Here is a 25,824-nt window from a genome sequence, read left to right on the forward strand (position 1 = left end):
TGTGGAGGTGACGTATGTGCGAACTGCTCGGGATGAGCGCCAATGTGCCAACCGATATCTGCTTTAGTTTCACCGGGCTGGTTCAGCGCGGTGGGGGAACCGGGCCGCATAAAGACGGCTGGGGTATAACCTTCTACGAAGGCAAAGGGTGTCGCACGTTCAAAGATCCACAGCCCAGCTTTAATTCACCGATTGCCAAACTGGTGCAGGACTATCCGATAAAGTCCCACTCTGTTATTGCGCATATCCGCCAGGCGAATCGCGGTGAAGTGGCGCTGGAAAATACCCATCCGTTTACCCGCGAGCTGTGGGGACGTAACTGGACGTATGCTCACAATGGTCAGCTCTCTGGCTATAAGTCCCTGGAGACGGGGAATTTCCGCCCGGTAGGCGAGACAGACAGCGAAAAAGCCTTCTGCTGGCTGCTGCACAAGCTGACAGAGCGTTATCCTCGTACCCCCAGCAACATGACCGCCGTGTTTAAATACATCGCATCGCTGGCTTCAGAGTTACGTGAAAAGGGCGTGTTTAACATGCTCCTGTCTGACGGGCGCTACGTAATGGCGTTCTGCTCGACGAATCTGTTCTGGATCACCCGTCGTGCGCCGTTTGGCGTGGCAACGCTGCTCGATCAGGATGTGGAAATTGATTTTCAGACAGAGACCACACCAAACGATGTGGTTTCTGTGATAGCGACGCAACCGCTGACGGGCAACGAAACCTGGCAAAAGATTATGCCAGGTGAGTGGGCGTTATTTTGCCTGGGAGACCGTGTAGTTTGACGCCAGCTGTGGCTGGACAACTTCGTGGCTCAGCGGCTTGCTGACCACGTAACGGCCATCCACCACCGACACTACCGGCGGCTTGTGGGTCTGTTCAAAGTAGTCATAACCCGGTTTCATCTGTTTCCAGAAATCCGCATAGTAGGAATACTTGTGACGCGCCATGTTGGCATCGGTCATGCGGAACGGGTAGATGCTGACCTGAACGCTTGGCTGACCAAAGACCAGTGCGCCAGTGACAAACTGGAAGATCTCATCAATGCCGGAATCGGTCATCGCGTAACAGCCGATAGACACGCAGGCACCGTGGATCATCAGGTACTTACCTTCATAACCGTGAGCACGGTCATAGGCATTAGGGAAGCCGATGTTAATGGCTTTATAGAAGCGGCTGTCAGGCTTTAGCTGGCTACGCTGAACGTTGTAAAACCCTTCCGGGCTTTTGAAATCACCCTGACGTTGTTTTGGCCCCAGACCACCGGAGTAGTTACAAATTTTGTAGCTATCGAGCAGCTGATACGTCTCGCCCATTTTTACAAACAGATCGAGAGTGCGTTCTTCCTTGAATATTTGAATATAAACCGGTGATCCCATTAATTGCTGTTTATATTCTTTGCTGACCGGCGTGGTTGAACTGTTGCTGCTGAGCAACCCGGCAAACGACACGCACGGAATCAGAAGCATCGCAATGAACAATGCGATTTTACGCATACTACTAGTTCCTTGATAAAACTAAGACCAACTTGCCAGGACGGCAAAAGAGACCCGAAATCAGATTATTCTGGTTAGGAGCGCTCACATTAGCACCGCTATAGATTTTCGCAAGAGCAGAGCGGTTAGTTTACAAATTAGTTTTACTTTATAACCCATCCCAAAGGCGTTGACTCCAGGAACTTTGCGTAATCGCTCGCATTTTGGCGTGTGCAACGGCGGATTCCCTGCCCTGGAAAGGGCGAAAATGGTACACTTCTGCCCACTGGATTGTTGTTCATGGAAACTTCCTAACTACATGTTTAAAATCAGAAAAGGGCTTAATTTGCCGATTTCAGGCGTGCCGGAACAGCACGTTTCGACGGGCGTTAGTGTTCGCCATGTCGCCATTTTGGGTGACAATTATCTGGGAATGCGCCCCTCAATGCTGGTACAGGAGGGCGATCGCGTCATCAAAGGACAGGCGCTCTTTGAGGATAAAAAGAATCCTGGCGTCATGTTTACCGCACCAGCCTGCGGTACCATCGTTGCGATCAATCGTGGGGAACGCCGTGTTATGCAGTCGGTGGTTATCCGCATTGAAGGCGACGAGCAGCGTACATTTGCTCATGTTGATGCCACCGAACTGACGAGCCTCAGCCGGGGTGCCGTACAGGCGCAGCTGCTGGAATCAGGCCTGTGGACGGCGTTTCGCACGCGTCCCTTCAGTAAATCGCCCGTACCGGACACGGTGCCTGCGGCGATTTTCGTCACGGCAATTGACACCAACCCGCTCAGCGTAGACCCCCAGCCCGTGATTCTGGCACAGCGAAAAGCCTTTGATGCCGGGCTGACCGTGTTAACGCGCCTGACGTTGGGTAAAGTCCATGTCTGCCAGGCCAGCGGAGGCAAGCTTGGTGGTCATCCGCAAGGTCAGGTCACGTTTAACGAATTTGCAGGCCCCCATCCTGCTGGGCTGGCTGGCACCCATATCCACTTTCTTGAGCCGGTAAGCCTGACAAAGCAGGTCTGGCATCTCAACTATCAGGACGTCATTGCCATCGGTAAGCTTTTTACGACAGGTGAGCTGTGTGCTGAACGTGTGGTTGCCATCGGCGGGCCACAGGCGGCAAATCCGCGTCTGGTGCGTACCCTGCTGGGGGCGGATATCAATGAACTGCTGGACGGTGAAATAAACGAGGGCGAAAACCGGCTGATTTCCGGCTCGGTTCTCAGTGGCCGACATGCGGTTGGTGCGCAGGCTTATCTTGGTCGTTTTCATCTGCAGGTGAGTGTTGTCCTGGAAGGGCGTGAGAAAGAGCTGTTCGGCTGGGTTCTGCCTGGCGCGGAGAAATTCTCCGTGACCCGCACGACGCTTGGACATTTCCTGCGTCACAAGCTTTTTAACTTCTCTACCAGTACACATGGTGGTGAGCGCGCAATGGTTCCCATTGGTAACTATGAGCGCGTGATGCCGCTGGATATTCTGCCGACCATGCTGCTGCGCGATTTACTCGCCGGGGATACCGACAGCGCACAGGCGCTGGGCTGTCTTGAGCTTGACGAAGAAGATCTGGCGCTCTGTACCTATGTTTGTCCAGGTAAATACGAATATGGACCCGTATTGCGCGAGGTGTTAACCCGCATTGAGCAGGAAGGATAACTGATGGGCTTAAAACACCTCTTTGAAAAAATAGAACCGCACTTTACCGAAGGTAAGCTGAAAAAGTATTACCCGCTGTTTGAAGCGACGGCGACCATTTTCTACACCCCGGGGCTGGTGACGAAAGGGGCAGCGCACGTCCGTGATGCCATCGATCTTAAACGGATGATGATTCTGGTCTGGTTCGCGGTCTTCCCGGCGATGTTCTGGGGCATGTACAACGTGGGTTTGCAAACCATTCCGGCGCTGCACCATTTGTACGATGCACCGCAGATGGCGCAGGTGATTCAGTCTGACTGGCACTACCGTCTGGCGCAGTCGCTGGGCGTGAGCTTTGCCGCAGACGCGGGCTGGGTCAGCATGATGACGCTGGGGGCCGTTTTCTTCCTGCCTGTCTACCTCACGGTATTTATCGTGGGCGGCTTCTGGGAAGTGCTGTTTGCCATAATTCGCAAGCATGAAATTAATGAAGGCTTCTTTGTTACCTCCATTCTGTTTGCGCTGATTGTGCCACCGACGCTGCCGCTCTGGCAGGCGGCGCTGGGGATCAGTTTTGGTGTCGTGATAGCCAAAGAGATCTTCGGCGGTACCGGGCGTAACTTCCTCAACCCGGCACTGGCGGGGCGCGCGTTCCTGTTCTTTGCTTACCCGGCTCAAATTTCGGGCGATCTGGTGTGGACGGCGGCCGATGGTTTTTCCGGCGCGACGCCGCTCTCTCAGTGGGCGGCACACGGCGGAGAAACGCTGGTGAATAACGCGACGGGCCAACCTGTCACCTGGTTTGATGCCTTTATCGGCAACATTCCGGGTTCCATCGGGGAAGTCTCCACGCTGATGATTTTACTGGGTGGAGCCATCATTCTCTTCGGACGTGTCGCCTCATGGCGGATCGTCGCCGGTGTGATGATTGGCATGATACTGACCGCCACGATGTTCAACGTGATTGGCTCTACCACCAACCCGATGTTCTCTATGCCCTGGTACTGGCATCTTGTATTGGGCGGTTTTGCCTTCGGGATGATGTTTATGGCTACGGATCCCGTCTCTGCCTCATTTACTGACAAAGGTAAATGGAGCTATGGCGTGCTCATTGGCGCGATGTGTGTCCTGATTCGTGTGGTCAACCCGGCGTATCCAGAAGGGATGATGTTGGCCATTCTGTTTGCCAATCTGTTTGCGCCACTCTTCGATTATCTGGTCGTGCGCGCCAACGTTAAGCGGAGGAAGGCGCGTGGCTGAAATCAAAAATAACGACAGCATCAGCAAAACGCTGCTGGTGGTGCTGGTGCTTTGTCTGGTCTGTTCCATTGTAGTGGCGGGTTCTGCTGTGGGGCTAAAGCCGCTGCAGCAAAAGCAGCGCGCCCTGGATAAACAACGCAATATCCTGGCCGTGGCCGGATTGATGCAGGAAGGAATGAGTACAGATGATGTTTCGACACTCTTCGCTGAACGCATTTCAGCGCGGCTGGTGGATTTAAAAAATGGCGAACTTCTGGAAAAAGACCCGACGAAATATAACCAGGCTCAGGCGCTAAAAGATCCGCATATGAGTCTTTCCCTCGAGGCATCACAGGATCCGGCAGGGATTAAGCGACGCAGCAACCTCGCAGAGATCTACCTGGTGCATGATGCGCAAAACCGGGTGCAGGAGGTCGTGCTTCCGATATACGGCAACGGCTTGTGGTCAATGATGTATGCCTTTGTGGCGCTTGATACGGACGGTCGCACTGTAAAAGGCATCACGTATTATGACCAGGGCGAAACGCCGGGGCTTGGCGGAGAAGTTGAAAACCCTAACTGGCGGGCACAGTTTGTCGGCAAGAAAGTGCTGGATGACAGCGGGAAACCCGCGCTGAAAGTGATGAAAGGGGCAGCGCGTCAGGGGGATGAGTACGCTGTCGACGGGCTTTCCGGGGCAACGCTCACGTCAAACGGGGTGCAGCATAGTTTTGATTTCTGGATGGGTGAACTGGGTTTTGGCCCCTTCCTGAAAAACGTACGTGAAGGAGCGCTGAACAATGGCTGATGCAGGTGAACTAAAAGAAGTCAAAAAGGTGCTCATTGGCCCGCTGCTGGCCAATAACCCCATTACTCTGCAGGTACTGGGTGTCTGCTCGGCACTGGCGGTCACCACTAAGCTGGAAACTGCGCTGGTGATGACCGTTGCGGTGACGCTGGTGACGGCGTTTTCCAGCATGTTTATCTCAATGATCCGCCACCACATTCCGAACAGCGTGAGGATCATCGTGCAGATGGCGATCATCGCCTCGCTGGTGATCGTGGTCGATCAGCTGCTTCGTGCCTTTGCCTATGAAACCTCAAAACAGCTTTCGGTGTTCGTCGGTCTGATTATCACCAACTGTATTGTGATGGGGCGCGCAGAAGCCTACGCCATGAAAATGCCGCCACTGGCGAGCTTTATGGACGGCATCGGCAATGGTCTGGGCTACGGCGTGATCCTGCTGACGGTAGGTTTCCTGCGCGAGTTAATCGGCAGCGGTAAGCTGTTTGGTATCACGGTGCTGGACACGGTACAAAACGGTGGCTGGTATCTGCCAAACGGATTATTCCTTCTGGCTCCAAGCGCATTTTTCATTATCGGTTTGCTGATCTGGCTGATTCGTACGCTGAAGCCTGAACAGCAGGAAAAGGAGTAACCGACAATGGCTCATTACCTGAGTTTGTTTGTGCGCGCGGTGTTTGTTGAAAACATGGCGCTCGCGTTTTTCCTGGGCATGTGTACGTTCCTCGCGGTGTCCAAAAAAGTGTCGACGGCATTTGGTTTGGGTGTCGCGGTGACCGTTGTGCTGGGGCTTTCCGTGCCCATTAACAACCTGGTGTACAACTTTGTGCTGCGGGACGGCGCGCTGGTGGACGGTGTTGATCTCAGCTTCCTGAACTTTATTACTTTTATTGGAGTGATTGCGGCGCTGGTACAAATCCTGGAGATGATCCTCGACAAGTATTTCCCGTCGCTTTACAACGCGCTGGGGATCTTCCTGCCGCTGATCGCGGTGAACTGCGCCATCTTTGGTGGCGTGTCATTTATGGTTCAGCGTGATTACAACTTCAGTGAATCCGTTGTGTATGGTTTCGGTTCCGGGATCGGCTGGATGCTGGCTATCGTGACGATGGCGGGGATCCGCGAAAAAATGAAGTATGCCAACGTGCCTGCGGGCCTGCGTGGCTTAGGGATCACCTTTATCACCACCGGACTGATGGCGTTGGGCTTTATGTCCTTCTCTGGTGTGCAGCTGTAAGGGAAAGAAGATGGAAATTATTCTTGGCGTGGTGATGTTCACGCTGATTGTACTGGTACTGTCGGGGTTGATTCTGGCCGCGCGCGCAAAGCTGGTGAACTCCGGTGACGTCACCATTGATATCAATGATGAACCGCAAAATCAGATCCGCACTCCGGCAGGGGACAAGTTACTTAATACACTCTCCGGTAACGGAATTTTTGTCTCTTCAGCCTGTGGCGGCGGTGGCTCCTGTGGGCAGTGCCGCGTAACGGTAAAAGAGGGGGGCGGTGATATCCTGCCAACCGAGCTGGCGCATATCACAAAACGTGAGGCAAAAGAGGGCTGCCGTCTGGCCTGCCAGGTCGCAGTGCGCCAGAACATGAAAATTGAACTACCGGAAGAGATCTTCGGCGTCAAAAAATGGGAGTGTGAGGTTATCTCGAATGATAACAAAGCCACCTTTATTAAAGAGCTGAAGCTGCGCGTACCGGAAGGTGAAGATGTTCCGTTCCGTGCGGGTGGTTATATTCAGATTGAATGTCCGGATCACACCGTGACTTATGCGGACTTCGATGTTCCGGATGAGTATCGCACCGACTGGGATAAGTTTAATCTTTTCCGTTTTACTTCCAGCGTCAAAGAACCGGCGCTGCGCGCTTACTCAATGGCTAACTACCCGGAAGAGAAGGGCATGATTATGCTCAATGTGCGTATTGCCACACCACCACCGAATGTGCCGGATGCACCGCCGGGTGTGATGTCATCGTACATCTGGTCTCTGAAACCGGGCGATAAGGTGACTATCTCTGGCCCGTTCGGGGAGTTCTTCGCTAAAGAAACGGATGCCGAAATGGTCTTTATCGGTGGTGGGGCGGGTATGGCCCCGATGCGTTCGCACATTTTCGACCAGCTTAAGCGGCTCGGCAGTCAGCGTAAAATTAGCTTCTGGTACGGTGCCCGCTCGCGGCGAGAGATGTTCTATGACGATGAATTTGAACAGCTGGCGCGTGAAAACCCTAACTTTACCTTCCATGTGGCACTCTCCGATCCGCAGCCGGAAGACAACTGGACGGGTTATACAGGGTTCATTCATAACGTGTTGTATGAGAACTACCTTAAACAGCATTCGGCTCCGGAAGACTGCGAGTTCTATATGTGTGGCCCACCAGTGATGAATGCCGCTGTGATTAAGATGCTTAAAGATCTCGGCGTGGAGGATGAGAACATCATGCTGGATGACTTCGGAGGCTGATAATGTTGACGTTTCTGGCAACTTTCGCGGTATTTATGCTGGTGGTATTCGGTATGTCCCTGGGCTGGATCATCAAGCGTAAAAGTATCCAGGGCAGCTGCGGCGGTATCTCTGCCCTCGGAATGGAAAAGGTCTGTGACTGCCCGGAGCCGTGCGATGCCCGTAAAAAACGGATGGCTCGGGAACAGCAGCGCATTCTTTAATTTACCTTTGTAGATGGCGTCCTGATTTCAGGACGCCATACGCCGTCTGCATCCGCGGTACGTTTACCGGCTTCACATAACCCGTTTTCCGCCCCCAGAGTGACATCACGCAACGCGTTCTCCACGATGCTATTGTCTGCCTCGACCCAGCCCGGTCTTTTCATGGTGTGGGCGCATTAAGGTTCAGCAACAGCCATTCGCTCGCCTGGCTTCCCCTGCGGATCCCGATCGGTTTTGGCGTAAGCAAAGACTCACACCTGCGTTTATGGTGTTTAAAACTCCACATCTTCCAGGCTGAACAGTGCCGTCTGGTCGTTATAGGAGAATATCTCGGCGTAGCGTCCCCAGTGAATGACCGTATCCAGCGTCTCTTTGGCGGCGCTGTCAGAGAGCGTGTCTTCCAGCTCCTGTTCAAAGCGCACGCGGGGTGCACGGTGATCCACCCTCTCATCAAGCACATTTTTAATTAATGCCGCCAGCGGGATAAAGCGCAGAAGATGCTCGGCAAACATCACTTTTCGTGGTTGCGTATCGGCCTGAGCAAAGGCTATTGCCGCTGGGGTTAAGAAGATATCCCCTTCGCGAATATCGGCAAACCCCATCAGCTGCAGTACCTCTGCAATCGGGAACAGGTCATCCACCTCCAGATGCAGGGAATGTGCAATGTCCGGCATGTCGGCCCGTCCCTCATAAGGTGCCGCCGCCAGCGTCTCGATAAGCCCTGCAATCAGGTTGATAGAAACCTGCGGCAGCCGCGTGCCTGCCTTCAGCGTTTTTCTGACGTGTTCACTCACCGGACGCGCGGTCATTCTGGCATAAACATCGTCAACCAGCTGACGGAAATCAGGATCGAGGCGATCGCGGGGATGGGAAAACGGCACTTTAATTTCGGCAACCACCCGGCCAGGGTTGGAAGAGAGCACCAGAATGCGATCGCACATAAAAACAGCTTCTTCAATGTTATGTGTCACAATCAGAATCGATTTGATCGGCATTTTACCGTCGTTCCACAGGTCGAGCAGATCCGTACGCAGGGTTTCAGCGGTTAATACGTCGAGAGCAGAAAATGGTTCATCCATCAGTAACAGCGTCGGGTCGACGACCAGCGCGCGGGCAAACCCCACCCGCTGGCGCATACCGCCGGAAAGCTCACGAGGATAGGCGTTCTCAAAGCCGTCGAGCCCGATAAGATCGATTGCCGCGAGCGCTCTGGTACGGCGTGTCGAAGCGGCAACACCAAGCGCCTCCAGTCCTGCTTCCACATTCTGGAGTACAGTCAGCCACGGAAAGAGCGCAAAGGTCTGAAAGACCATCGCAATACCCTCTGCGGGGCCACTGAGCGGGGTACCTTTGTAGTTAACCGCTCCGGACGTGGGTGTGATCAGGCCGGAGATGATCCGCAGCAGAGTCGATTTTCCTGAACCCGAACGTCCAAGCAGCCCGACTATCTCCCCTTCGGATAAGGTCAGGTTAACGTTATCAAGGATCTGTATTGCACCATGCGCCTTGTCAAAACCATGGCTGACCTGTTTCACCGTTAACACTTCCTGACCGGTTTTCACTGTTCGATATCTTTGCTGCATGAGAGCAATCCTTTAATCAATACGATACCGGGATTCGGCATAAGCATACATTGGCCGCCACAGCAGGCGGTTAAACACGGTGACGAACAGCGACATGACCGCCACACCAAGAATAATTTTGGGAAAATCGCCCGCGGCCGTGTTCTGTGCAACATAGGCCCCCAGCCCGTGCGCCGTCACCTGGATATTCCCCCATTGCACAAACTCAGCCACGATACTGGCGTTCCAGGCTCCCCCCGATGCCGTAATCGCACCGGTGATATAGTAAGGAAAAATGCCCGGCAGCATGATCTGACGCCACCACTGCCCGCCACGGATACGGAAATTTGTGGCCGCCTCGCGATAGTCATTCGGGAATGCGGCGGTCCCCGCAATCACGTTAAACAGGATGTACCACTGCGTACCCAGCACAATCAGCGGAGAGAGCCAGATATCCGGGTTAAGATGGTAATGAACGATGGTAATCACGAAGATCGGGAACATCAGATTCGCCGGGAAAGCGGCAAGAAACTGCGCAATCGGCTGAATTTTTCCGGCAAGCGCAGGCCGCATCCCAATCATGACCCCCAGAGGTACCCAGATAACCGAAGAGATGAGGATCAGAAGCGTCACGCGTAGCAGAGTGAACACACCCAGCAGCAAAACATGCCCCACTTCATCCAGGGTGATGCCCGTTTTCACATAGCTGACCACCCGCCAGGCAATGTACAACGTCAGCAGAACCAGTAAAGCCCCCCAGATAATGTCTATCGTACGGGAAATCTGCCGCGATAACTTCGCTGGAACGGGCCTGGTGCGTAGCGTAGGTACACGCAAAGGCAGACGTGCCAGCACGGACAATAGCAGGCCAAAGGGGGCCAGAAGCTTGTGAATTAGCCGGGTGCGGCGCATCAGATTTAGCACCCAGGACGTGGGAGTTTTACCAGACTGCGTGGTCTCCATGCGGAATTTATCGGCCCAGGCGATCAACGGCCTGAACAGCAGCTGATCGTAGGCCAGGATCACCAGCGTCATCGCCAGCAAGACCCAGCCCACTGCGTGCAAATCTTTGTGCAAAATGGCCTGAGCAAGATAGGCACCGATTCCGGGCAGCGTATAGGTATTGTTGCCAACGGTAATGGCTTCGGAAGCCACGATGAAAAACCAGCCGCCGGACATCGACATCATCATATTCCATAAAAGTCCGGGCATTGAAAACGGAACGTCCAGCTTCCAGAAACGCTGCCAGGGTGTCAGATGAAATCCGCAGGACACTTCCAGCAGATCCCGTGGCACCGTGCGCAGAGACTGGTAGAAGCTGAAGGTCATATTCCACGCCTGGCTGGTAAAAATGGCAAAAATGGCCGCCAGCTCCACACCCAATACCTGCCCCGGAAACAGCGCGATAAAGAACGTTACGGTAAAAGCGATATAACCCAGTACCGGCACGGATTGCAGGATATCGAGCACCGGGATGAGGATTTTTTCTGCCCGTCGACTGCGGGCAGCCAGCGTACCGTAAACCAGGGTAAACAGTAGTGCCGCGAGCATGGCGACCAGCATTCGCAGCGTGGTACGCAGGGCATATTCCGGCAGCATTATCGGATCCAGCGAGATAACCTCGGTTTTCAGGCTGGCGATGGGCTGCAGGGTTTGATGAAAGCCGGTGACGAACAGGGCTATCAGACAGAGAATTAAAGGAAAAGCGACAACATCCCAGCCGTTGGGTTTGAGTTGTCGGTACGCATTGCTTGCCGAAAGATGCAGGTTCATAACACTGCTCCCTGAATGCTAAAAAATCTGCCAGTTTTTTTAATACCTCTATTATGGGTGACTTCATTTAAACGCCGGGTATCTTTGAAGAAAATTTTATGACGCAACGGGGGAAAAGCACCGGTAGCCGCTCGCCAGACCTGCTCCTTTTCCTCTCACGCTTCTCAATCCTTACGTTATTACTGTATACTTATCCAGTAATGAGTGAGGGCTTACTATGCGCAAAATAATCCATGTTGATATGGACTGCTTTTTTGCCGCAGTGGAGATGCGTGACAATCCTGCGCTACGGGATATCCCCATCGCTATTGGCGGCAGCCGCATCCAGCGTGGCGTGATCAGTACCGCCAACTACCCTGCGCGCAAATTTGGCGTGCGTAGTGCGATGCCCACCGCGATGGCGTTAAAGCTTTGTCCTCATCTCACACTTCTGCCTGGTCGGTTTGAGGCGTACAAAGAGGCCTCATTGCATATCCGGGAGATTTTCTCCCGCTATACCTCGCTCATAGAGCCCCTGTCGCTGGACGAAGCCTATCTGGATGTGACCGACAGCGTTCACTGCCACGGCTCTGCCACATTGATGGCGCAGGAGATCCGCCAGACCATTTATCACGAGCTTAATCTGACCGCATCGGCGGGGGTCGCCCCGGTGAAATTCCTCGCCAAAATAGCCTCAGATTTAAATAAGCCGGACGGCCAGTTTGTTATCACCCCGGAAGAGGTTCCGGCGTTTTTAAAAACGTTGCCGCTCGGCAAAATTCCCGGGGTGGGGAAAGTCTCTGCAGCAAAGCTTGAAAGCATGGGATTACGAACGTGTGAAGATGTGCAACGAAGCGACCTGGCAATGCTGCTTAAGCGCTTTGGCAAGTTTGGTCGCGTGCTGTGGGAGCGCAGTCAGGGGATTGATGAGCGCGGTGTGAATAACGAGCGCCTGCGTAAATCCGTTGGGGTGGAACGCACGCTGATTGAAGATATTCATGAGTGGCCTGAGTGCGAAATCATTATCACTGAACAACTTTATCCTGAGCTGGAGCGGAGGTTAGCGAAAGTGAAACCGGATCTGCTGATTGCTCGTCAGGGCGTGAAATTAAAGTTCAATGACTTTCAGCAGACGACGCAGGAGCACGTCTGGCCGCGCCTGAATAAAGAGGATCTTATCGCTACCGCGAAAAAGGCATGGGAAGAGCGACGGGGTGGGCGAGGAGTCAGGCTGGTGGGATTGCACGTAACGTTGCTGGATCCGCAACTGGAACGTCAGCTGGTGTTGGGGTTGTAAAAAAGCCCGGTAGCGCTTCGCTTACCAGGCCTGCGTTTTTCACCCTCTCCCTGTGGGAGAGGGTTGGGGTGAGGGCGTTACTTAACAGGAATGGCCTTCAGCAGTTCAGTCAGCAGGGTCCAGTAATGGCCCACGCTTTCGATATGAACCTGCTCATCCGGTGAGTGTGGCCCGGTAATGGTTGGCCCGATGGAGACCATGTCCATGTTTGGATACGGTTTCTTGAACAGACCACATTCCAGACCCGCGTGGATCACCTGAATATTCGGCGTGCTGTTGAACAGACGCTGGTAAGTCTCACGCACCAGCGCCATTACTGGAGAGCTGGCGTCTGGCTGCCAGCCAGGGTAGCTACCTTTAGCGGAGGTTTTCGCACCCGCCAGGGTACCCAGAGATTCCAGCATGCTGACCACGTACTCTTTACCGCTGTCGATAAGCGAACGGATCAGGCAGATGATCTCTGCGCTGTCGTCGCTCATGGTGACCACGCCCACGTTCAGTGAGGTTTCTACCACGCCTTTCGCAACGTCAGAGTTGCGGATCACGCCGTTTGGCGTCGCGTTCAGCAGCTGAACAAAGCTGTCACGAGACTGCGCGGTCAGCGCTGCTTTATCCGTGGAGAAGGATTCCAGCACTACAGTCAGGTTCTTCTCTTTGGCAGACAGTTCGTTTTTCAGGATATCCAGATAAATGCCGGAGAGTTTTTTCAGCTCATCAGCTTTTGCTGCAGGCACTGCCACGGTTGCGAACGCTTCACGTGGAATGGCGTTGCGCAGTGTACCACCGTTGAAATCCACCAGACGCAGATCCAGCTCAGCCGCGTGCCCCGCGAGGAAACGCGCCAGCAGTTTGTTGGCGTTACCCAAACCTAAGTGAATATCACCACCGGAGTGGCCACCTTTCAGCCCTTTCAGCGTCAGCTTGAAGGTCTGGAAGCCAGCGGGTACCGCTTCACGGGACAACGGCAGGGTAGAGATGAAATCAATCCCGCCCGCGCAGCCCATGTAGATCTCACCCTCTTCTTCGGAGTCAGTGTTGATCAGAATGTCTGCCTGCAGCCAGTTCGCCTGCAGACCGAATGCACCGTCCATACCCGCTTCTTCGGTCATGGTCAGCAGCACTTCCAGCGGGCCATGCTCAACGCTGTCGTCCGCCAGTACGGACAGCGCAGAGGCCATACCGATACCGTTATCTGCACCCAGCGTTGTGCCGCGCGCTTTTACCCAGTCGCCATCAATGTAAGGCTGGATAGGATCTTTGGTGAAGTCGTGAACGGTGTCGTTGTTTTTCTGTGGAACCATATCCAGGTGCGCTTGTAGCACAACCGGTTTACGGTTTTCCATGCCTGCGGTCGCCGCTTTACGGATCAGAATATTGCCAACCTGGTCGCGCTCAACGTGCAGACCTTTTTCCTTCGCCCAGCCCATAATATGTTCGGCAAGCTGTTCTTCATGATAGGAAGGGTGTGGAATGGAACAGATTTTGGCAAAAATATCCCACAGCGGCTGTGGAGATAATTGAGACAGTTCAGACACGATAAGTCTCCTTGTCGATGCTCTGCAAACAATGATGCAGGTTACAGGGTTAGCAGGTTAATAGTTACCACAAGTCAGGCTTGCGAGATGCAACTGAGAATACCACTTTCTCTGGTTGCTGGTAGCATAAAGCATGTAAAAACCTTGGCTCAGGGCGCTAAACACTGGTTTTTAGTGCGTCAGATCTCTATAATCTCGCGCAACCTATTTCCCCCTTGAACACTTTTTAAGCCGTATATAAACAGGCTGGGACACTTCACATGAGCGAAAAATACGTCGTCACCTGGGACATGTTGCAGATTCACGCACGCAAACTGGCTGCGCGTCTGATGCCTTCCGAGCAGTGGAAAGGCATTATTGCCGTTAGTCGTGGCGGTCTGGTACCGGGGGCGCTGCTGGCTCGTGAGCTGGGTATTCGCCATGTCGATACCGTATGCATCTCCAGCTATGACCATGACAACCAGCGTGAGCTGACCGTGCTGAAACGCGCTGAAGGCGACGGTGAAGGCTTCATCGTTATTGATGACCTGGTGGATACCGGTGGTACCGCGGTGGCAATCCGCGAAATGTACCCAAAAGCACACTTCGTCACTATTTTCGCTAAACCTGCCGGCCGTCCGCTGGTTGATGATTATGTGATTGATATTCCGCAGGAGACCTGGATTGAACAACCGTGGGATATGGGCGTGGTATTTGTACCGCCAATTTCTGGTCGTTAATTCCGTTCTGCAATTATTTTAACGCCCGGTGATACCGGGCGTTGTTTTTTTTAGTCTGCGGCGCGTTACAATAGTCTTTATACGACGTATTCACGGAGGCTATGTCATGACGCAGGCGAATCTCACCGAAACTCTTTTCAAACCCCGTTTCAAACACCCAGAAACGTCGACGCTGGTGCGTCGTTTTAATCCAGGTACCCAGCCTTCAGTGCAGTCTGCGTTAGACGGTAAAAATGTGCCTCACTGGTATCGCATGCTCAATCGTTTAATGTGGATCTGGCGTGGTATTGATCCCCGTGAAATCCTCGACGTGCAGTCACGTATCGTAATGAGTGAGTCCGAGCGTACCGACAGCGAACTCTACGATACGGTGGTGGGCTACCGTGGTGGTAACTGGATCTACGAATGGTCTAAACAGGCGATGCTCTGGCAGCAAAAGGCCACGCAGGAAGAAGATGCTGCACTGAGCGGCAAGCACTGGCTGCACGCGGCTAATCTTTACGCCATTGCGGCATACCCGCATCTTAAAGGGGATGAACTGGCAGAGCAGGCTCAGGCGCTGGCGAATCGTGCCTATGAAGAAGCTGCTCAACGTCTGCCTGGCCGGATGCGTGAGCTTGAGTTCACGATCCCCGGTGGCGCGCCGGTTACCGGGTTCCTGCATATGCCTGAAGGCGAAGGCCCGTTCCCGACGGTGCTTATGTGCGGCGGTCTGGATTCGCTGCAAATCGACTATTACAACCTTTTTGAGCGCTATTTTGCACCAAAAGGGATCGCGATGCTGACCCTCGATATGCCTTCGATCGGCTTCTCGTCGAAATGGAAACTCACTCAGGATTCAAGTCAGCTGCACCAGCATGCTTTGAAAACACTTGAAAATGTCCCGTGGGTTGACCATACGCGTGTGGCGGCATTTGGTTTCCGCTTTGGGGCAAACGTTGCAGTGCGTCTGGCTTATCTTGAATCCCCACGCCTGAGAGCCGTGGCCTGTCTTGGCCCGGTGGTTCACGCGTTGCTCAGCGAGCCTGCCCGGCAGAGCAGCGTACCGGAGATGTACCTTGATGTACTGGCCAGCCGTCTTGGCATGCATGATGCATCAGACGAAGCACTGCGTGTTGAACTCAATCGCTATTCGTTAAAAACGCAAGGTTTGCTGGGACGCCGGTGCCCAACGCCGATGCTGTCAGGTTTCTGGAAAAATGATCCTTTCAGCCCGGAAGAAGAATCTCGCTTAATCACGTCGTCATCTGCAGATGGCAAACTACTTGAAGTACCGTTCAGCCCGGTCTATCAGAACTTCGACAAAGCGTTAAAAGAGATTACGGGTTGGATCTATCAGAGATTGTGTTAATAGATTGCTAAATTTTGATGGTTTGGTAAAACAGTGACTTCACAAAAGGAGATCGCAATGACGTTACCGAGTGGACACCCGAAAAGTAGACTGATTAAGAAGTTCATGGCTCTCGGCCCGTATATTCGAGAGGAGCAGTGTGAAGATAATCGCTTTTTTTTCGACTGCCTGGCTGTTTGCGTCAACGTGAAGCCTGCACCCGAAAAACGTGAGTTCTGGGGCTGGTGGATGGAAATGGAAGCACAAGAAAAGCGTTTTACTTACAGCTACCAGTTTGGCCTGTTTAATAAAGACGGAAACTGGCAGGTGGCGGCTATTAAAGATCAGGAAGTGATCGACCGTCTGGAATATACGCTGAAAGAGTTCCACGACAAGGCGCGTGCTTTGCTGGCGACTCTGGATCTGAAGCTGGAGCCTGCGGATGACTTTTCCAGCGAAGCGGTCAAGCTGACGGCCTGATGGTTTCTCTCTCTCCCTGTGGGCGAGGGCATCAGACCGCATGAATCCCCGACAAAAAAATCCCGGCACACAGGCCGGGATTTTTTATAACAGCGTGATCAGAACTGGTAAGTCATACCCAGTGCAACGATGTCATCGCTGCTGACACCCAGTTTGTTTTTGTCATCAATCTGGTTGATTTTATAATCAACAAACGTGGACATATTTTTGTTGAAATAATAGGTCGCACCCACATCAATGTATTTCACGATATCAGCATCACCGATACCTTCGATATCCTTGCCTTTAGACTGTACATAGCCCAGGGACGGACGCAGACCGAAATCGAACTGATATTGCGCCACGACTTCAAAGTTCTGTGCTTTATTCGCAAAACCACCAGAAATTGGGGTCATGTTGCGTGTTTCAGAATACATCGTTGCCAGATAGATATTGTTCGCGTCATATTTCAGACCGGTTGCCCATGCTTCAGCTTTGTCGCCCTGGCCGCGAGCCAGCAGGTTCTGAGCATTGGTACGGTCAGAGCTGGTGTATGCGCCGCTAACAGCGAAAGGGCTGCCGCCGAAGTCATAAGCCAGAGAAGTACCAAAACCGTCGCCGTTCTGTTTCTTGGCGTCGCGGTTTTCGTTTTTACCCTGGTATTGCAGCGTCATGTCCAGGCCGTCAACCATGCCGAAGAAGTCGGTGTTACGGTAGGTGGCAAGACCGGTAGCACGCTTGGTCATGAAGTTATCAGTCTGCGCGGAAGAGTCGCCGCCGAACTCAGGGAACATATCGGTCCATGCTTCGACGTCATACAGGGCACCCAGGTTACGACCGTAATCCAGAGAACCAATGTTTTTCAGTTTCAGGCCAGCGAATGCCAGACGGGTTTTCTGAGAGGAGTCGCTCTCTGCTTTGTTACCGGCAAATTCGGATTCCCAACGGCCATAGCCCGTCAGTTGATCGTTAATCTGTGTTTCACCTTTAAAACCGAAACGTACGTAGGTCTGGTCACCGTCTTTAGAGGCATCATCACTGATGTAGTGCATTGCTTTTACTTTGCCGTACACGTCCAGTTTATTGCCATCTTTATTATAGACTTCGGCCGCGTGTACAGATGCAGAAGCAACTACGCCCATAACCACTAATGCCAGTGTGCTCTTTTTCATTTTCGATCCTGATTTTATAAACGCGCTAAAATTCGCTGGACGATAAGCTCATGCCTAAGTCCCGTGAAAAAACAGGAAGGGTTTTAACGTTCTGGAATTAAACTTTTATGACAAAATAAGAATAATTTTAAAAAACTGTGATTTATTATTTCTGTAATAAAATTGTCAAAATTTGCCACTACGCTCCCTGATCCGGCGCAACAAAGTGTTTAGTGATGTGCTAAGGCAGTTGGCAACGGGGCTGAGTCCTGCTAAAACGTTCGTTTGACATCATTTCCCCTTATCGTTGAACGGCAGAGAATCATGAGTGATAGCCAGACGCTGGTGGTAAAACTCGGTACCAGTGTGTTAACAGGCGGATCGCGCCGCCTAAATCGCGCCCACATTGTTGAGCTTGTACGTCAGTGCGCTCAGCTGCATGCCGCAGGGCATCGTATCGTTATTGTGACTTCCGGGGCGATTGCCGCCGGGCGTGAACACCTGGGTTACCCCGAACTCCCCGCGACGATAGCCTCTAAACAGTTGCTGGCCGCCGTTGGACAAAGCCGACTGATTCAACTCTGGGAACAGCTGTTTTCTATCTATGGCATTCATGTCGGGCAGATGCTGCTGACGCGTGCGGATATGGAAGACAGAGAACGTTTCCTGAATGCGCGTGATACGCTGCGTGCGCTGCTGGACAACAATATCGTCCCCGTCATTAACGAAAACGACGCCGTGGCGACCGCTGAAATCAAAGTGGGCGATAACGATAACCTCTCTGCGCTGGCCGCGATTCTGGCCGGTGCTGATAAATTACTGCTCCTGACCGATCAGCCGGGGCTGTTCACCGCCGATCCGCGTTCCAACCCGGACGCTGAACTGATTAAAGATGTTTACGGCATTGATGATGCGCTGCGCGCCATCGCGGGTGATAGCGTTTCTGGCCTGGGAACGGGCGGAATGGGTACCAAGCTACAGGCAGCGGACGTGGCGTGCCGTGCCGGTATCGACACCATCATTGCTGCGGGTAGCCGCCCTGGCGTGATTGGCGATGTCATGGAAGGTCTCTCTGTGGGCACGCGTTTCCATGCGCAGGAATCCCCACTGGAAAACCGCAAACGCTGGATTTTCGGTGCGCCGCCTGCAGGTGAAATTACCGTCGATGAAGGGGCGACTGCCGCTATTCTGGAAAGAGGGAGTTCATTACTTCCAAAAGGAATTAAAAGCGTGACAGGCAACTTCTCTCGTGGTGAAGTGATTCGTATCCGTAACCTCGCAGGTCGCGACATCGCCCACGGCGTGAGCCGTTATAACAGTGATGCTCTGCGCCGGATTGCGGGTCACCACTCGCAGCAGATCGACGCCATCCTGGGCTATGAATATGGCCCGGTCGCCGTGCATCGCGATGATATGATTATTCGTTAAGGAGCCAGAAAATGCTGGAACAAATGGGTGCAGCCGCAAAGGCCGCCTCTTACAAACTGGCGCTCCTTTCCAGCCGCGAGAAAAACCGCGTGCTGGAAAAAATCGCTGATTATCTGGAATCGCAATCCGCTGAGATTTTGCGTGCCAATGAACAAGACTTAGCTGAAGCGCGTGAAAACGGCCTGAGCGAAGCAATGCTCGACCGCCTGGCGCTGACGCCAGCACGTCTGAAAGGTATCGCCGACGATGTTCGCCAGGTGTGTAATCTGGCTGATCCTGTCGGGCAGGTGATTGACGGTGGACTGCTCGACAGCGGTTTACGTCTTGAGCGTCGCCGCGTACCGCTCGGTGTGATCGGCGTGATTTATGAAGCCCGTCCTAACGTGACGGTCGATGTCGCGTCTCTGTGCCTGAAAACCGGCAACGCGGCTATTCTGCGCGGCGGAAAAGAGACCTGGCGCACCAACGGTGCAACGGTAAAAGTCATCCAGCAGGCGCTGGAAGAGTGCGGCTTACCGGCGGGTGCCGTGCAGGCGATTGAAAGCCCCGATCGCGCGCTGGTGAACGAGATGCTGCGCATGGATAAATACATCGACATGCTGATCCCACGCGGTGGCGCGGGTCTGCACAAGCTGTGTCGTGAGCAGTCGACTATCCCGGTGATCACCGGCGGTATTGGCGTGTGTCATATTGTTGTCGATGACAGCGCCGAGATTGAACCGGCGCTGAAGATCATCGTTAATGCCAAAACCCAGCGTCCAAGCACCTGTAACACAGTGGAAACGCTGCTTGTACATCAGGGTATCGCGAACACTTTCCTGCCTGCGCTGAGCAAACAGATGGCGAAAAGCGGCGTTACGCTGCATGCTGAGGCTAACGCCCTGGCGCTGTTGAAAGATGGCCCAGCTGCCGTGGTACCAGTAAAAGCAGAACAGTATGACGACGAGTTCCTGTCTCTGGATCTGAACGTGAAGATTGTGGTGGATCTCGATGATGCCATCGCTCATATTCGTGAGCATGGCACGCAGCATTCCGATGCGATCCTGACGCGTACCCTGCGCAACGCCGATCGCTTTGTGAACGAGGTGGATTCTTCAGCCGTGTATGTGAATGCTTCAACGCGCTTCACCGACGGCGGCCAGTTCGGCCTGGGCGCGGAAGTGGCTGTCAGCACTCAGAAGCTGCACGCGCGTGGCCCGATGGGTCTTGAAGCGCTGACCACCTACAAGTGGATCGGCTTCGGCGATGATACGATTCGTGCGTAAATAAACATGGGTGATGCAAAAATAGCCGTTTGATTCAAAAGGGCATTGACGCATCACCCGGTTAGATCTAACCTTCTGCCCCGTGGTTACATTCGTAACCGGCCTCTCAGGGCCGATATAGCTCAGTTGGTAGAGCAGCGCATTCGTAATGCGAAGGTCGTAGGTTCGACTCCTATTATCGGCACCATTTCAACTTCCCCAAACATCCGTATTCATCCATAAATACCCTGATTTATAACGGTTTTATTTCTTTTTAGTCCATCGTTGTCCGTAACCATCCGGTAGAATCCGTACAGAATGTGTATAGGATTGTGTATATGTTCCTGTTCGGTCCTGGATTCCTATACACATGCCTTTAAACGATATGCAGATTCGCCGCGCTAAGCCTGAAGATAAACCCTATACGCTTGGGGATGGGCAAGGCTTGTCATTGCTTATAGAACCTAATGGAAGTGTAAGCATCCCGGTAAAACGACCCATTCACTTTTAGAGATCTTCCGACATATTGATTATGTTCCCCGAGGAGATCGCCCCGCGCAAAACCCGTTTTACTGAACACCAGAGCATTGCCGTTCTGACGTTCGTCAAAGCCGGGTGTACCGTTAAAGATGTCTTTCGGTGTGTAACCCGGCTCCGCTGATGACGCCTGAGGTACTTAACCCGGCGGGTCGATAGACGTTATGCATGAAACCGCTGTCCTGTGGCACGTGAGGCCCCATGAGTCACTGAATAACCAGGTGCCGGAAGAGTATAGGTTGATGGCTGAAACACCTGATATCTCAAAAAGTGCATGGAACTAAAACCAGTGTCCTTACATCCTGATTCCCCAGCAATTAGCGCAAAATATCATAAGATACTGGAGAGATTATGCAGATATGGTTATATGGATAAAGACCTATTTGGACACGGTAAAAAGAGAGGCAAGTGTGTAGTTTATATAAAAATTTCATGGCGAAATTAAATAGAAGAATGTAATCACCATTAGTGAAATTAAAAAGCATTTTGGCAATAAATGCTCTCAATCTAATAATAGGTTGATTGATTTTAATTGGCTTTTTAAGATAGTTTGTCCACGATTTCTTGATATACTTAAGCGCGAAGTATTCTTCTGAATTTGGCCTGCTTAATTGCAGGCTTTTTTTTAATTATAGAAAATTCAGTATCAAGAACATCGGTTTGCTAACCACATTTACTCAGTGGCTGTGACGTTCTTTCGCGGAGGGAGTCAGCATGCAATTCAACCACCTCTTGATGCTATGAGAGGTAGTGCATGGGGCAGGGTGGTTGCGTTAACAACCTTGCACTTCAGGACATGTACTCAGACATATATCAGCAATAAATGCCTTTGATATCAAAGGCATTTTTACTAATCTGATTTAACCAACTGTACTTCCGTTGATTCAAGGTAGAGTGCCAGAGTATGCAGTATTTTGGGAATGAACTCGTAAGGAAGTTTATTATCCCGCTGGAAAGCCTGCTGCAGAGTACCTATAGCGAGGGAATGAAGGAAGTTCGCTTCTCGTATAATTTCTGGTTTCGTAACGTTCTTGATCCTGCACTCTAATATATGGATCAGGAATGCAAGAAACTTCGACTGTGTAAAATCCGGATTTATTCTCAGAAGAAGTGGTAAATAGGCCTTGTTCTCAATAAGGAAGTTGGCATAGGGCTGAAAAATAGTATTAATAAGATCGCCTGCAGGCAAAGAGCACCAGTCCTGCTCCACATGTTTGTTTTTTATCGCGTCCAGCATCTCGGAAAGTTTGTTATCAAAACTGAGCTTCAGTGATGCCTTAACGGACTCAATATCGGGGAAAAAATGATAAAGCGAACCCGGCGCTGTACCTGAACGCTTTGCAAGCTCCTGAATAGTGAGCTTTTCAATGGAGATGTCACTGATAATCTCAGCGGCTGCATCCAGGATTTTTTGAACCCTGAGGTGCCCCCTTCGTTGCATGGGGGGTCGTAAGCGGTTGGTATCTGAAATTGCCATAATGCGTCCCGGAAGAAGGTGACCTGTTGGTTGTCTATTTTGCACGATCTTGAGATTTGGTGCTGTATAAGATAAGCTAAACTTGAATAAAGATTCAAGTTTAGCTACTTTAACATTAAATTTCATTAACATACGAAAATGCACAAACATCCAGGCAAGCCATCATCATTCCATCTTCTGACGGTGCTGTTTATTGCCGTGAGCTCCCTGACTGGGTGTTCTCCCGCACCTTCTGTTGTCTTTTTCGGCGCATCCTTCCCTGACTGGCTTCTGTGTACGGGCATCGGTGTCACAGGAATGACGCTCTTACACCTACTTTCCAGTAACTTGCACAAAACGGGCTGGTTATCCCCGGCAGTCGTTGTGTATCCCTGCGTTACAGCATTGATTTCTATGCTGGCATGGCTGATTTTCTTCCCGTCTTAAGGTGCCGAAATGACCGTAAAAAGAAAAATTTATGCGCTCAGTTTATTACTGGTGACGCTGATGGTTTTGGTGCTTGTCTTGTTCAGAATTGATGCCGCACCGCGTACTGATGATGCTTATGTCTATGCTGACACCATCAACGTCGTTCCTGAGGTGAGTGGCAGAATTATTGAATTGCCAGTCAAAGATAACCAGCTCGTGAAGAAAGGGGAGCTGCTTTACCGCATTGATCCGCGTCCATTCCAGAATTCACTGGATGCCAGTCAGGCCCGCCTGATCACCCTGAATGAGCAGATCAAGTTATCAGAACGCTCCGTCAGTGCGCAGCAGTACAACGCCGATGCCGTCGCTGCCCAGGTAGAGAGTGCCCGTAGTCAGTATCAGCAGGCGCAGGATACATATAACCGTAAGCTGGCGCTGATGGGTAAAAACTATGTGTCTAAAGAAGAGCTGGAGCAGGCCAGAACAGCGAGAAACAGTGCTGAAGCTAATTATAACTCGACCAGACTTCAGGCCCGACAGGCCAGTGCCGCTGTCAGCGGTGTGGATGCGCTTGTGGCGCAGCGGGATGAAGTCAGGGCACAAATTGCCGAAGCTAAGCTGAATCTTGAATACAGTGAAGTTCGTGCCCCATTCGATGGACGAGTCACGGCACTGAAGACCACTGCGGGTCAATATGCATCCCCGGCGCAACCCGTCATGACGCTCATTGATACAAGACAGTGGTATGTCATCGCCAACTTCCGGGAAACCGATCTGAAAGGTATTACTGAAGGAACAACGGCAACGGTATTTATCATGGCGGATACCAGCAAAGCTTTTTCTGGCACCGTAGAGTCAATGAGCTATGGCGTTGCTCCGGGTGACAGTGCCACCGTCGGAGGCCTGCAGTTAGTCGAAAAGACCATTAACTGGGTTCATGTTTCCCAGCGTTTCCCGGTAAAAATAAAAATGTCTGAAACCGATAAAGGACTCTTCCGTATTGGTGCTTCAGCTGTTGTAACGTTGCACCGCGGCAACAAGGTTTAACGGGGTCAGGCTATGGGTACCACGTCTCCTGCTATGAGTGATTTGTGGATTTCTATGCGTCCATATCCCGGGCGTCTGAACCATGTCTTACGTGCTATGGTGGCCTGTACGATTGTGGTGATCATGTCTCAAAGCCTGCAGGTACCGCTGCTGGCTTTGTCATTAATTACTGTTTTTTTTGTCACCCAGACGAACATTGTTGTGACCAGACTGACGGGGATACTGTTTATCGTCGGGTCCACTTTCTCTATTCTTCTGTCATTAATGGTTCTGAAAGTGACATGGAATACTCCGTTTTTGCGGATCCTAATCTCCTTCACGCTTTTTTTTGTCAGCGTGTTTTTGATGCGGACGACAAAAATCGGTGTGGTATTTTTTGTGGTTGCTATTGTCGCAATATACACGCAAAGCCTTGTGGATATTTCACCTGATGCAGAAACTCTGGTCAGAGGGATCCTTTGGGTATGGGTGGCCGTTAACTACCCCATTGCCGTGACATTAATTGTCAATTCTCTCCTGATGCCAGTGGAGCCGGAGATCCAGCTAAAACGGGCCATTGGAAAACAACTGTCGGATATGGCTTCTCTGCTTTCAGCTGATGCCACGTTACTGCGAAGACAAAATACCTTAAGCCAGGCAGGACGCGATATTCAGACGCTGTACCGGCTTTTGCGTTACAAAACGATGCGGGACAAACATGCTGCACAAAAAGGGGGGCATTATCTTACTGCGATCGCAATTGTTTCTGAACTGCGTACGGCGTCGTGCCATCTTCCCGCTAGCTTTGAAGGGGAGGATGTATTAAAGGATGCAGAAACACTCCGTAATGCACTAAAGCCGTTAGAATTAATGCTAATTAATGGGGAGCCTGACTGGCAAACGAAACCTCCGGTATTGCATTCCGCAGAACCGGCCTTTATCGCGATAGCGGGCATTATCAGCTCTTATAACAAAAAAGTGGCGGCAGCGGAAAATAAGGCAAATACCCAGGTACCATCGCCAGCTACACACGCGGGTTTTCTGGTAAAGGATGCCTTCAGCAACGAACATTATGTGTTTTTTTCACTTAAAACACTGCTGAGTGCGGCAGTTTGTTATTTGTTCTATACCGCAACGGACTGGTCAGGTATTCATACCATTATGCTCAGTTGTCTCATTGTTGCGCAGCCAGGTCTGGGGAATACACAGCGGAAAATCATCCTTCGTCTGGTCGGGGCTGCAGTTGGCAGTGTGTTTGCGCTGGTGACTATTGTCTATCTTACTCCACGGATCGATACGCTGTTTGGCTTGCTCTGTATTGTGCTTCCCGTCATCGCATTGTCTTCGTGGATCTCTGCTGGCCCGGAGAATGTAAGTTATGCAGGGGTGCAAATCATGTTCACCTTCGCTCTTGCGACGCTTGAGACGTTTGGTCCGGTCACAGGGCTGACAGAAGTAAGGGACAGGATCGTCGGTATTATCCTGGGGATTATCGTTGCAGGTCTTATCCATACCCTGATAAGACCGGAACGAGAGGGCGGTGTAATGCTGCAGAATCTTGGTGCATTATTTGATGAAGCCCGGAGCTGGCTTCACAGTGCAACTCGCCATAATGAAACACGTCAGAAGGTCGCGACCGGTCTCGTGGAATGTGAAGATATCGCGGCCAGAGTTGCCATTGAACCCACCTGGTTTAGCGCTGAAGGATCGCATGATCAGTTGCATCAACACTCTCTGTCGATTTTGAACGCCATAAAAAATGTGCTTTTTTATATCGATCGCGTTTCGTTTGAAAAAGAACATCTGAAAAACCAGGAACCCGCCAATGAATTTATTTTGGGGATTCAGGGTAATATGGACAAGATTTCCAGTGTGTTAAATGGCAGGACTGTAGGCGATGGCGATGTTTATTATCCTGTTCCCGATAGCGTATTGCCGGACTCGTTCATGGATGCCGCTAAGGGGTTAGAGGAGAGCCAGCGACACTTCTTTAACCTCACCTCAACGTTATAATTTGTCTTGTACTTAAGCCTCTGGTTGGGCTTAATTCGATGTTCTTGTTTTTGT

24 protein-coding genes, 1 tRNA gene and 2 pseudogenes are annotated in these 25,824 nt (G+C 51.9%); 20 read left to right on the plus strand and 7 right to left on the minus strand.

Annotation, left to right across the window (positions count from 1 at the left end):
- The first annotated feature begins 14 nt into the window (after positions 1-14).
- Positions 15-782, plus strand: a complete 768-nt coding sequence (locus HV318_RS18330) for a class II glutamine amidotransferase (RefSeq protein WP_182273850.1) — start codon at positions 15-17, stop codon at positions 780-782.
- Here HV318_RS18330 and dpaA read toward each other — a convergent pair.
- Positions 753-1,493 (minus strand): peptidoglycan meso-diaminopimelic acid protein amidase, encoded by a 741-nt coding sequence (gene dpaA, locus HV318_RS18335; protein ID WP_182273851.1) that lies wholly within the window; start codon positions 1,491-1,493, stop codon positions 753-755. The two genes, HV318_RS18330 and dpaA, sit on opposite strands and share 30 nt — an antisense overlap.
- Positions 1,494-1,791: 298 nt before the next feature.
- On the opposite strand from dpaA, the gene HV318_RS18340 reads away from it, so the two are divergent.
- Genes HV318_RS18340 through nqrM form a run of 7 tightly spaced genes read left to right on the plus strand, consistent with a single transcriptional unit; the run spans position 1,792 to position 7,832 of the window.
- On the plus strand, positions 1,792-3,135 hold the full coding sequence (locus tag HV318_RS18340) for a Na(+)-translocating NADH-quinone reductase subunit A (RefSeq protein WP_182273852.1): 1,344 nt from the start codon (positions 1,792-1,794) through the stop codon (positions 3,133-3,135).
- Positions 3,136-3,138: 3 nt separating this feature from the next.
- Positions 3,139-4,374 carry an NADH:ubiquinone reductase (Na(+)-transporting) subunit B gene (locus HV318_RS18345; protein ID WP_182273853.1) on the plus strand — a complete coding sequence of 412 codons (1,236 nt, stop codon included), beginning with the start codon at positions 3,139-3,141 and terminating at the stop codon, positions 4,372-4,374.
- On the plus strand, positions 4,367-5,161 hold the full coding sequence (locus HV318_RS18350; protein WP_182273854.1) for a Na(+)-translocating NADH-quinone reductase subunit C: 795 nt from the start codon (positions 4,367-4,369) through the stop codon (positions 5,159-5,161). Before HV318_RS18345 ends, HV318_RS18350 begins: the two co-directional genes overlap by 8 nt.
- Complete coding sequence (locus tag HV318_RS18355) at positions 5,154-5,792, plus strand: NADH:ubiquinone reductase (Na(+)-transporting) subunit D (protein WP_014069019.1); 639 nt, start codon at positions 5,154-5,156, stop codon at positions 5,790-5,792. Before HV318_RS18350 ends, HV318_RS18355 begins: the two co-directional genes overlap by 8 nt.
- A gap of 6 nt (positions 5,793-5,798) precedes the next feature.
- Positions 5,799-6,395 (plus strand): NADH:ubiquinone reductase (Na(+)-transporting) subunit E, encoded by a 597-nt coding sequence (gene nqrE, locus HV318_RS18360; protein ID WP_182273855.1) that lies wholly within the window; start codon positions 5,799-5,801, stop codon positions 6,393-6,395.
- 10 nt (positions 6,396-6,405) lie between these two features.
- A complete protein-coding gene (nqrF, locus tag HV318_RS18365; protein ID WP_182273856.1) occupies positions 6,406-7,629 on the plus strand; it encodes an NADH:ubiquinone reductase (Na(+)-transporting) subunit F in 1,224 nt (407 codons plus the stop codon).
- A gap of 2 nt (positions 7,630-7,631) precedes the next feature.
- Positions 7,632-7,832 carry a (Na+)-NQR maturation NqrM gene (nqrM, locus tag HV318_RS18370; RefSeq protein WP_182273857.1) on the plus strand — a complete coding sequence of 67 codons (201 nt, stop codon included), beginning with the start codon at positions 7,632-7,634 and terminating at the stop codon, positions 7,830-7,832.
- Here the strand turns inward: nqrM and HV318_RS18375 are convergent.
- The 3 genes from HV318_RS18375 to HV318_RS18385 form a co-directional block, all read right to left on the minus strand.
- On the minus strand, positions 7,829-7,996 hold the full coding sequence (locus HV318_RS18375; RefSeq protein WP_182273858.1) for a hypothetical protein: 168 nt from the start codon (positions 7,994-7,996) through the stop codon (positions 7,829-7,831). The two genes, nqrM and HV318_RS18375, sit on opposite strands and share 4 nt — an antisense overlap.
- 108 nt (positions 7,997-8,104) lie before the next feature.
- Positions 8,105-9,415, minus strand: coding sequence for an ABC transporter ATP-binding protein (locus HV318_RS18380; protein ID WP_182273859.1), 1,311 nt, complete (start codon positions 9,413-9,415; stop codon positions 8,105-8,107).
- Between the two features lie 12 nt (positions 9,416-9,427).
- Entirely contained in the window at positions 9,428-11,167 is a 1,740-nt protein-coding gene (locus HV318_RS18385) for an ABC transporter permease (protein WP_182273860.1), read from the minus strand.
- Positions 11,168-11,384: 217 nt separating this feature from the next.
- Between HV318_RS18385 and dinB the strand changes: the two genes are divergently transcribed.
- Positions 11,385-12,443, plus strand: coding sequence for a DNA polymerase IV (gene dinB / locus HV318_RS18390; protein ID WP_182273861.1), 1,059 nt, complete (start codon positions 11,385-11,387; stop codon positions 12,441-12,443).
- A 77-nt stretch (positions 12,444-12,520) separates the two neighbouring features.
- Here the strand turns inward: dinB and pepD are convergent, their stop codons facing one another.
- The gene (gene pepD / locus HV318_RS18395; protein ID WP_182273862.1) at positions 12,521-13,978 is read right to left on the minus strand and encodes a cytosol nonspecific dipeptidase; all 1,458 of its coding nucleotides are present in this window, start codon (positions 13,976-13,978) and stop codon (positions 12,521-12,523) included.
- 260 nt (positions 13,979-14,238) lie between these two features.
- On the opposite strand from pepD, the gene gpt reads away from it, so the two are divergent.
- The 3 genes from gpt (at position 14,239) to crl (ending at position 16,507) form a co-directional block, all read left to right on the plus strand.
- Entirely contained in the window at positions 14,239-14,697 is a 459-nt protein-coding gene (gene gpt, locus HV318_RS18400; RefSeq protein ID WP_182273863.1) for a xanthine phosphoribosyltransferase, read from the plus strand.
- A 106-nt stretch (positions 14,698-14,803) separates the two neighbouring features.
- Complete coding sequence (frsA, locus tag HV318_RS18405; RefSeq protein WP_182273864.1) at positions 14,804-16,048, plus strand: esterase FrsA; 1,245 nt, start codon at positions 14,804-14,806, stop codon at positions 16,046-16,048.
- Between the two features lie 57 nt (positions 16,049-16,105).
- Positions 16,106-16,507 (plus strand): sigma factor-binding protein Crl, encoded by a 402-nt coding sequence (crl, locus tag HV318_RS18410; RefSeq protein WP_182273865.1) that lies wholly within the window; start codon positions 16,106-16,108, stop codon positions 16,505-16,507.
- 98 nt (positions 16,508-16,605) lie between these two features.
- Here the strand turns inward: crl and phoE are convergent, their stop codons facing one another.
- Positions 16,606-17,658 (minus strand): phosphoporin PhoE, encoded by a 1,053-nt coding sequence (gene phoE, locus HV318_RS18415; protein ID WP_182273866.1) that lies wholly within the window; start codon positions 17,656-17,658, stop codon positions 16,606-16,608.
- Between the two features lie 303 nt (positions 17,659-17,961).
- Here phoE and proB point away from each other — a divergent pair, with 303 nt between their 5' ends.
- From proB to HV318_RS24550, 5 genes and pseudogenes are all read left to right on the plus strand, one after another.
- The gene (gene proB, locus HV318_RS18420; protein WP_182273867.1) at positions 17,962-19,065 is read left to right on the plus strand and encodes a glutamate 5-kinase; all 1,104 of its coding nucleotides are present in this window, start codon (positions 17,962-17,964) and stop codon (positions 19,063-19,065) included.
- An 11-nt stretch (positions 19,066-19,076) separates the two neighbouring features.
- Positions 19,077-20,330 carry a glutamate-5-semialdehyde dehydrogenase gene (proA, locus tag HV318_RS18425; RefSeq protein WP_182273868.1) on the plus strand — a complete coding sequence of 418 codons (1,254 nt, stop codon included), beginning with the start codon at positions 19,077-19,079 and terminating at the stop codon, positions 20,328-20,330.
- Between the two features lie 111 nt (positions 20,331-20,441).
- Positions 20,442-20,517 (plus strand) — tRNA-Thr (locus HV318_RS18430).
- Between the two features lie 162 nt (positions 20,518-20,679).
- Positions 20,680-20,790, plus strand: a pseudogene (locus HV318_RS24250) (Arm DNA-binding domain-containing protein); the annotation flags it as partial.
- Positions 20,791-21,040: 250 nt separating this feature from the next.
- A pseudogene (locus HV318_RS24550) lies at positions 21,041-21,130 on the plus strand (integrase); the annotation flags it as partial.
- Positions 21,131-21,696: 566 nt separating this feature from the next.
- Here the strand turns inward: HV318_RS24550 and HV318_RS18435 are convergent.
- Positions 21,697-22,323: a TetR/AcrR family transcriptional regulator gene (locus tag HV318_RS18435; RefSeq protein ID WP_182273869.1), complete on the minus strand. Its 627-nt coding sequence runs from the start codon at positions 22,321-22,323 to the stop codon at positions 21,697-21,699.
- A gap of 138 nt (positions 22,324-22,461) precedes the next feature.
- Between HV318_RS18435 and HV318_RS18440 the strand changes: the two genes are divergently transcribed.
- The 3 genes from HV318_RS18440 to HV318_RS18450 are packed head-to-tail and all read left to right on the plus strand — an operon-like array spanning position 22,462 to position 25,770.
- The gene (locus tag HV318_RS18440; protein WP_182273870.1) at positions 22,462-22,749 is read left to right on the plus strand and encodes a YtcA family lipoprotein; all 288 of its coding nucleotides are present in this window, start codon (positions 22,462-22,464) and stop codon (positions 22,747-22,749) included.
- A gap of 9 nt (positions 22,750-22,758) precedes the next feature.
- Complete coding sequence (gene mdtN, locus HV318_RS18445) at positions 22,759-23,778, plus strand: multidrug transporter subunit MdtN (protein ID WP_182273871.1); 1,020 nt, start codon at positions 22,759-22,761, stop codon at positions 23,776-23,778.
- A 33-nt stretch (positions 23,779-23,811) separates the two neighbouring features.
- Positions 23,812-25,770 (plus strand): FUSC family protein, encoded by a 1,959-nt coding sequence (locus HV318_RS18450; RefSeq protein ID WP_182273872.1) that lies wholly within the window; start codon positions 23,812-23,814, stop codon positions 25,768-25,770.
- The last annotated feature ends 54 nt before the right edge of the window (positions 25,771-25,824 follow it).

Source organism: Enterobacter sp. RHBSTW-00901, from assembly GCF_014103115.1.
GTDB lineage: Bacteria > Pseudomonadota > Gammaproteobacteria > Enterobacterales > Enterobacteriaceae > Enterobacter > Enterobacter cloacae_P.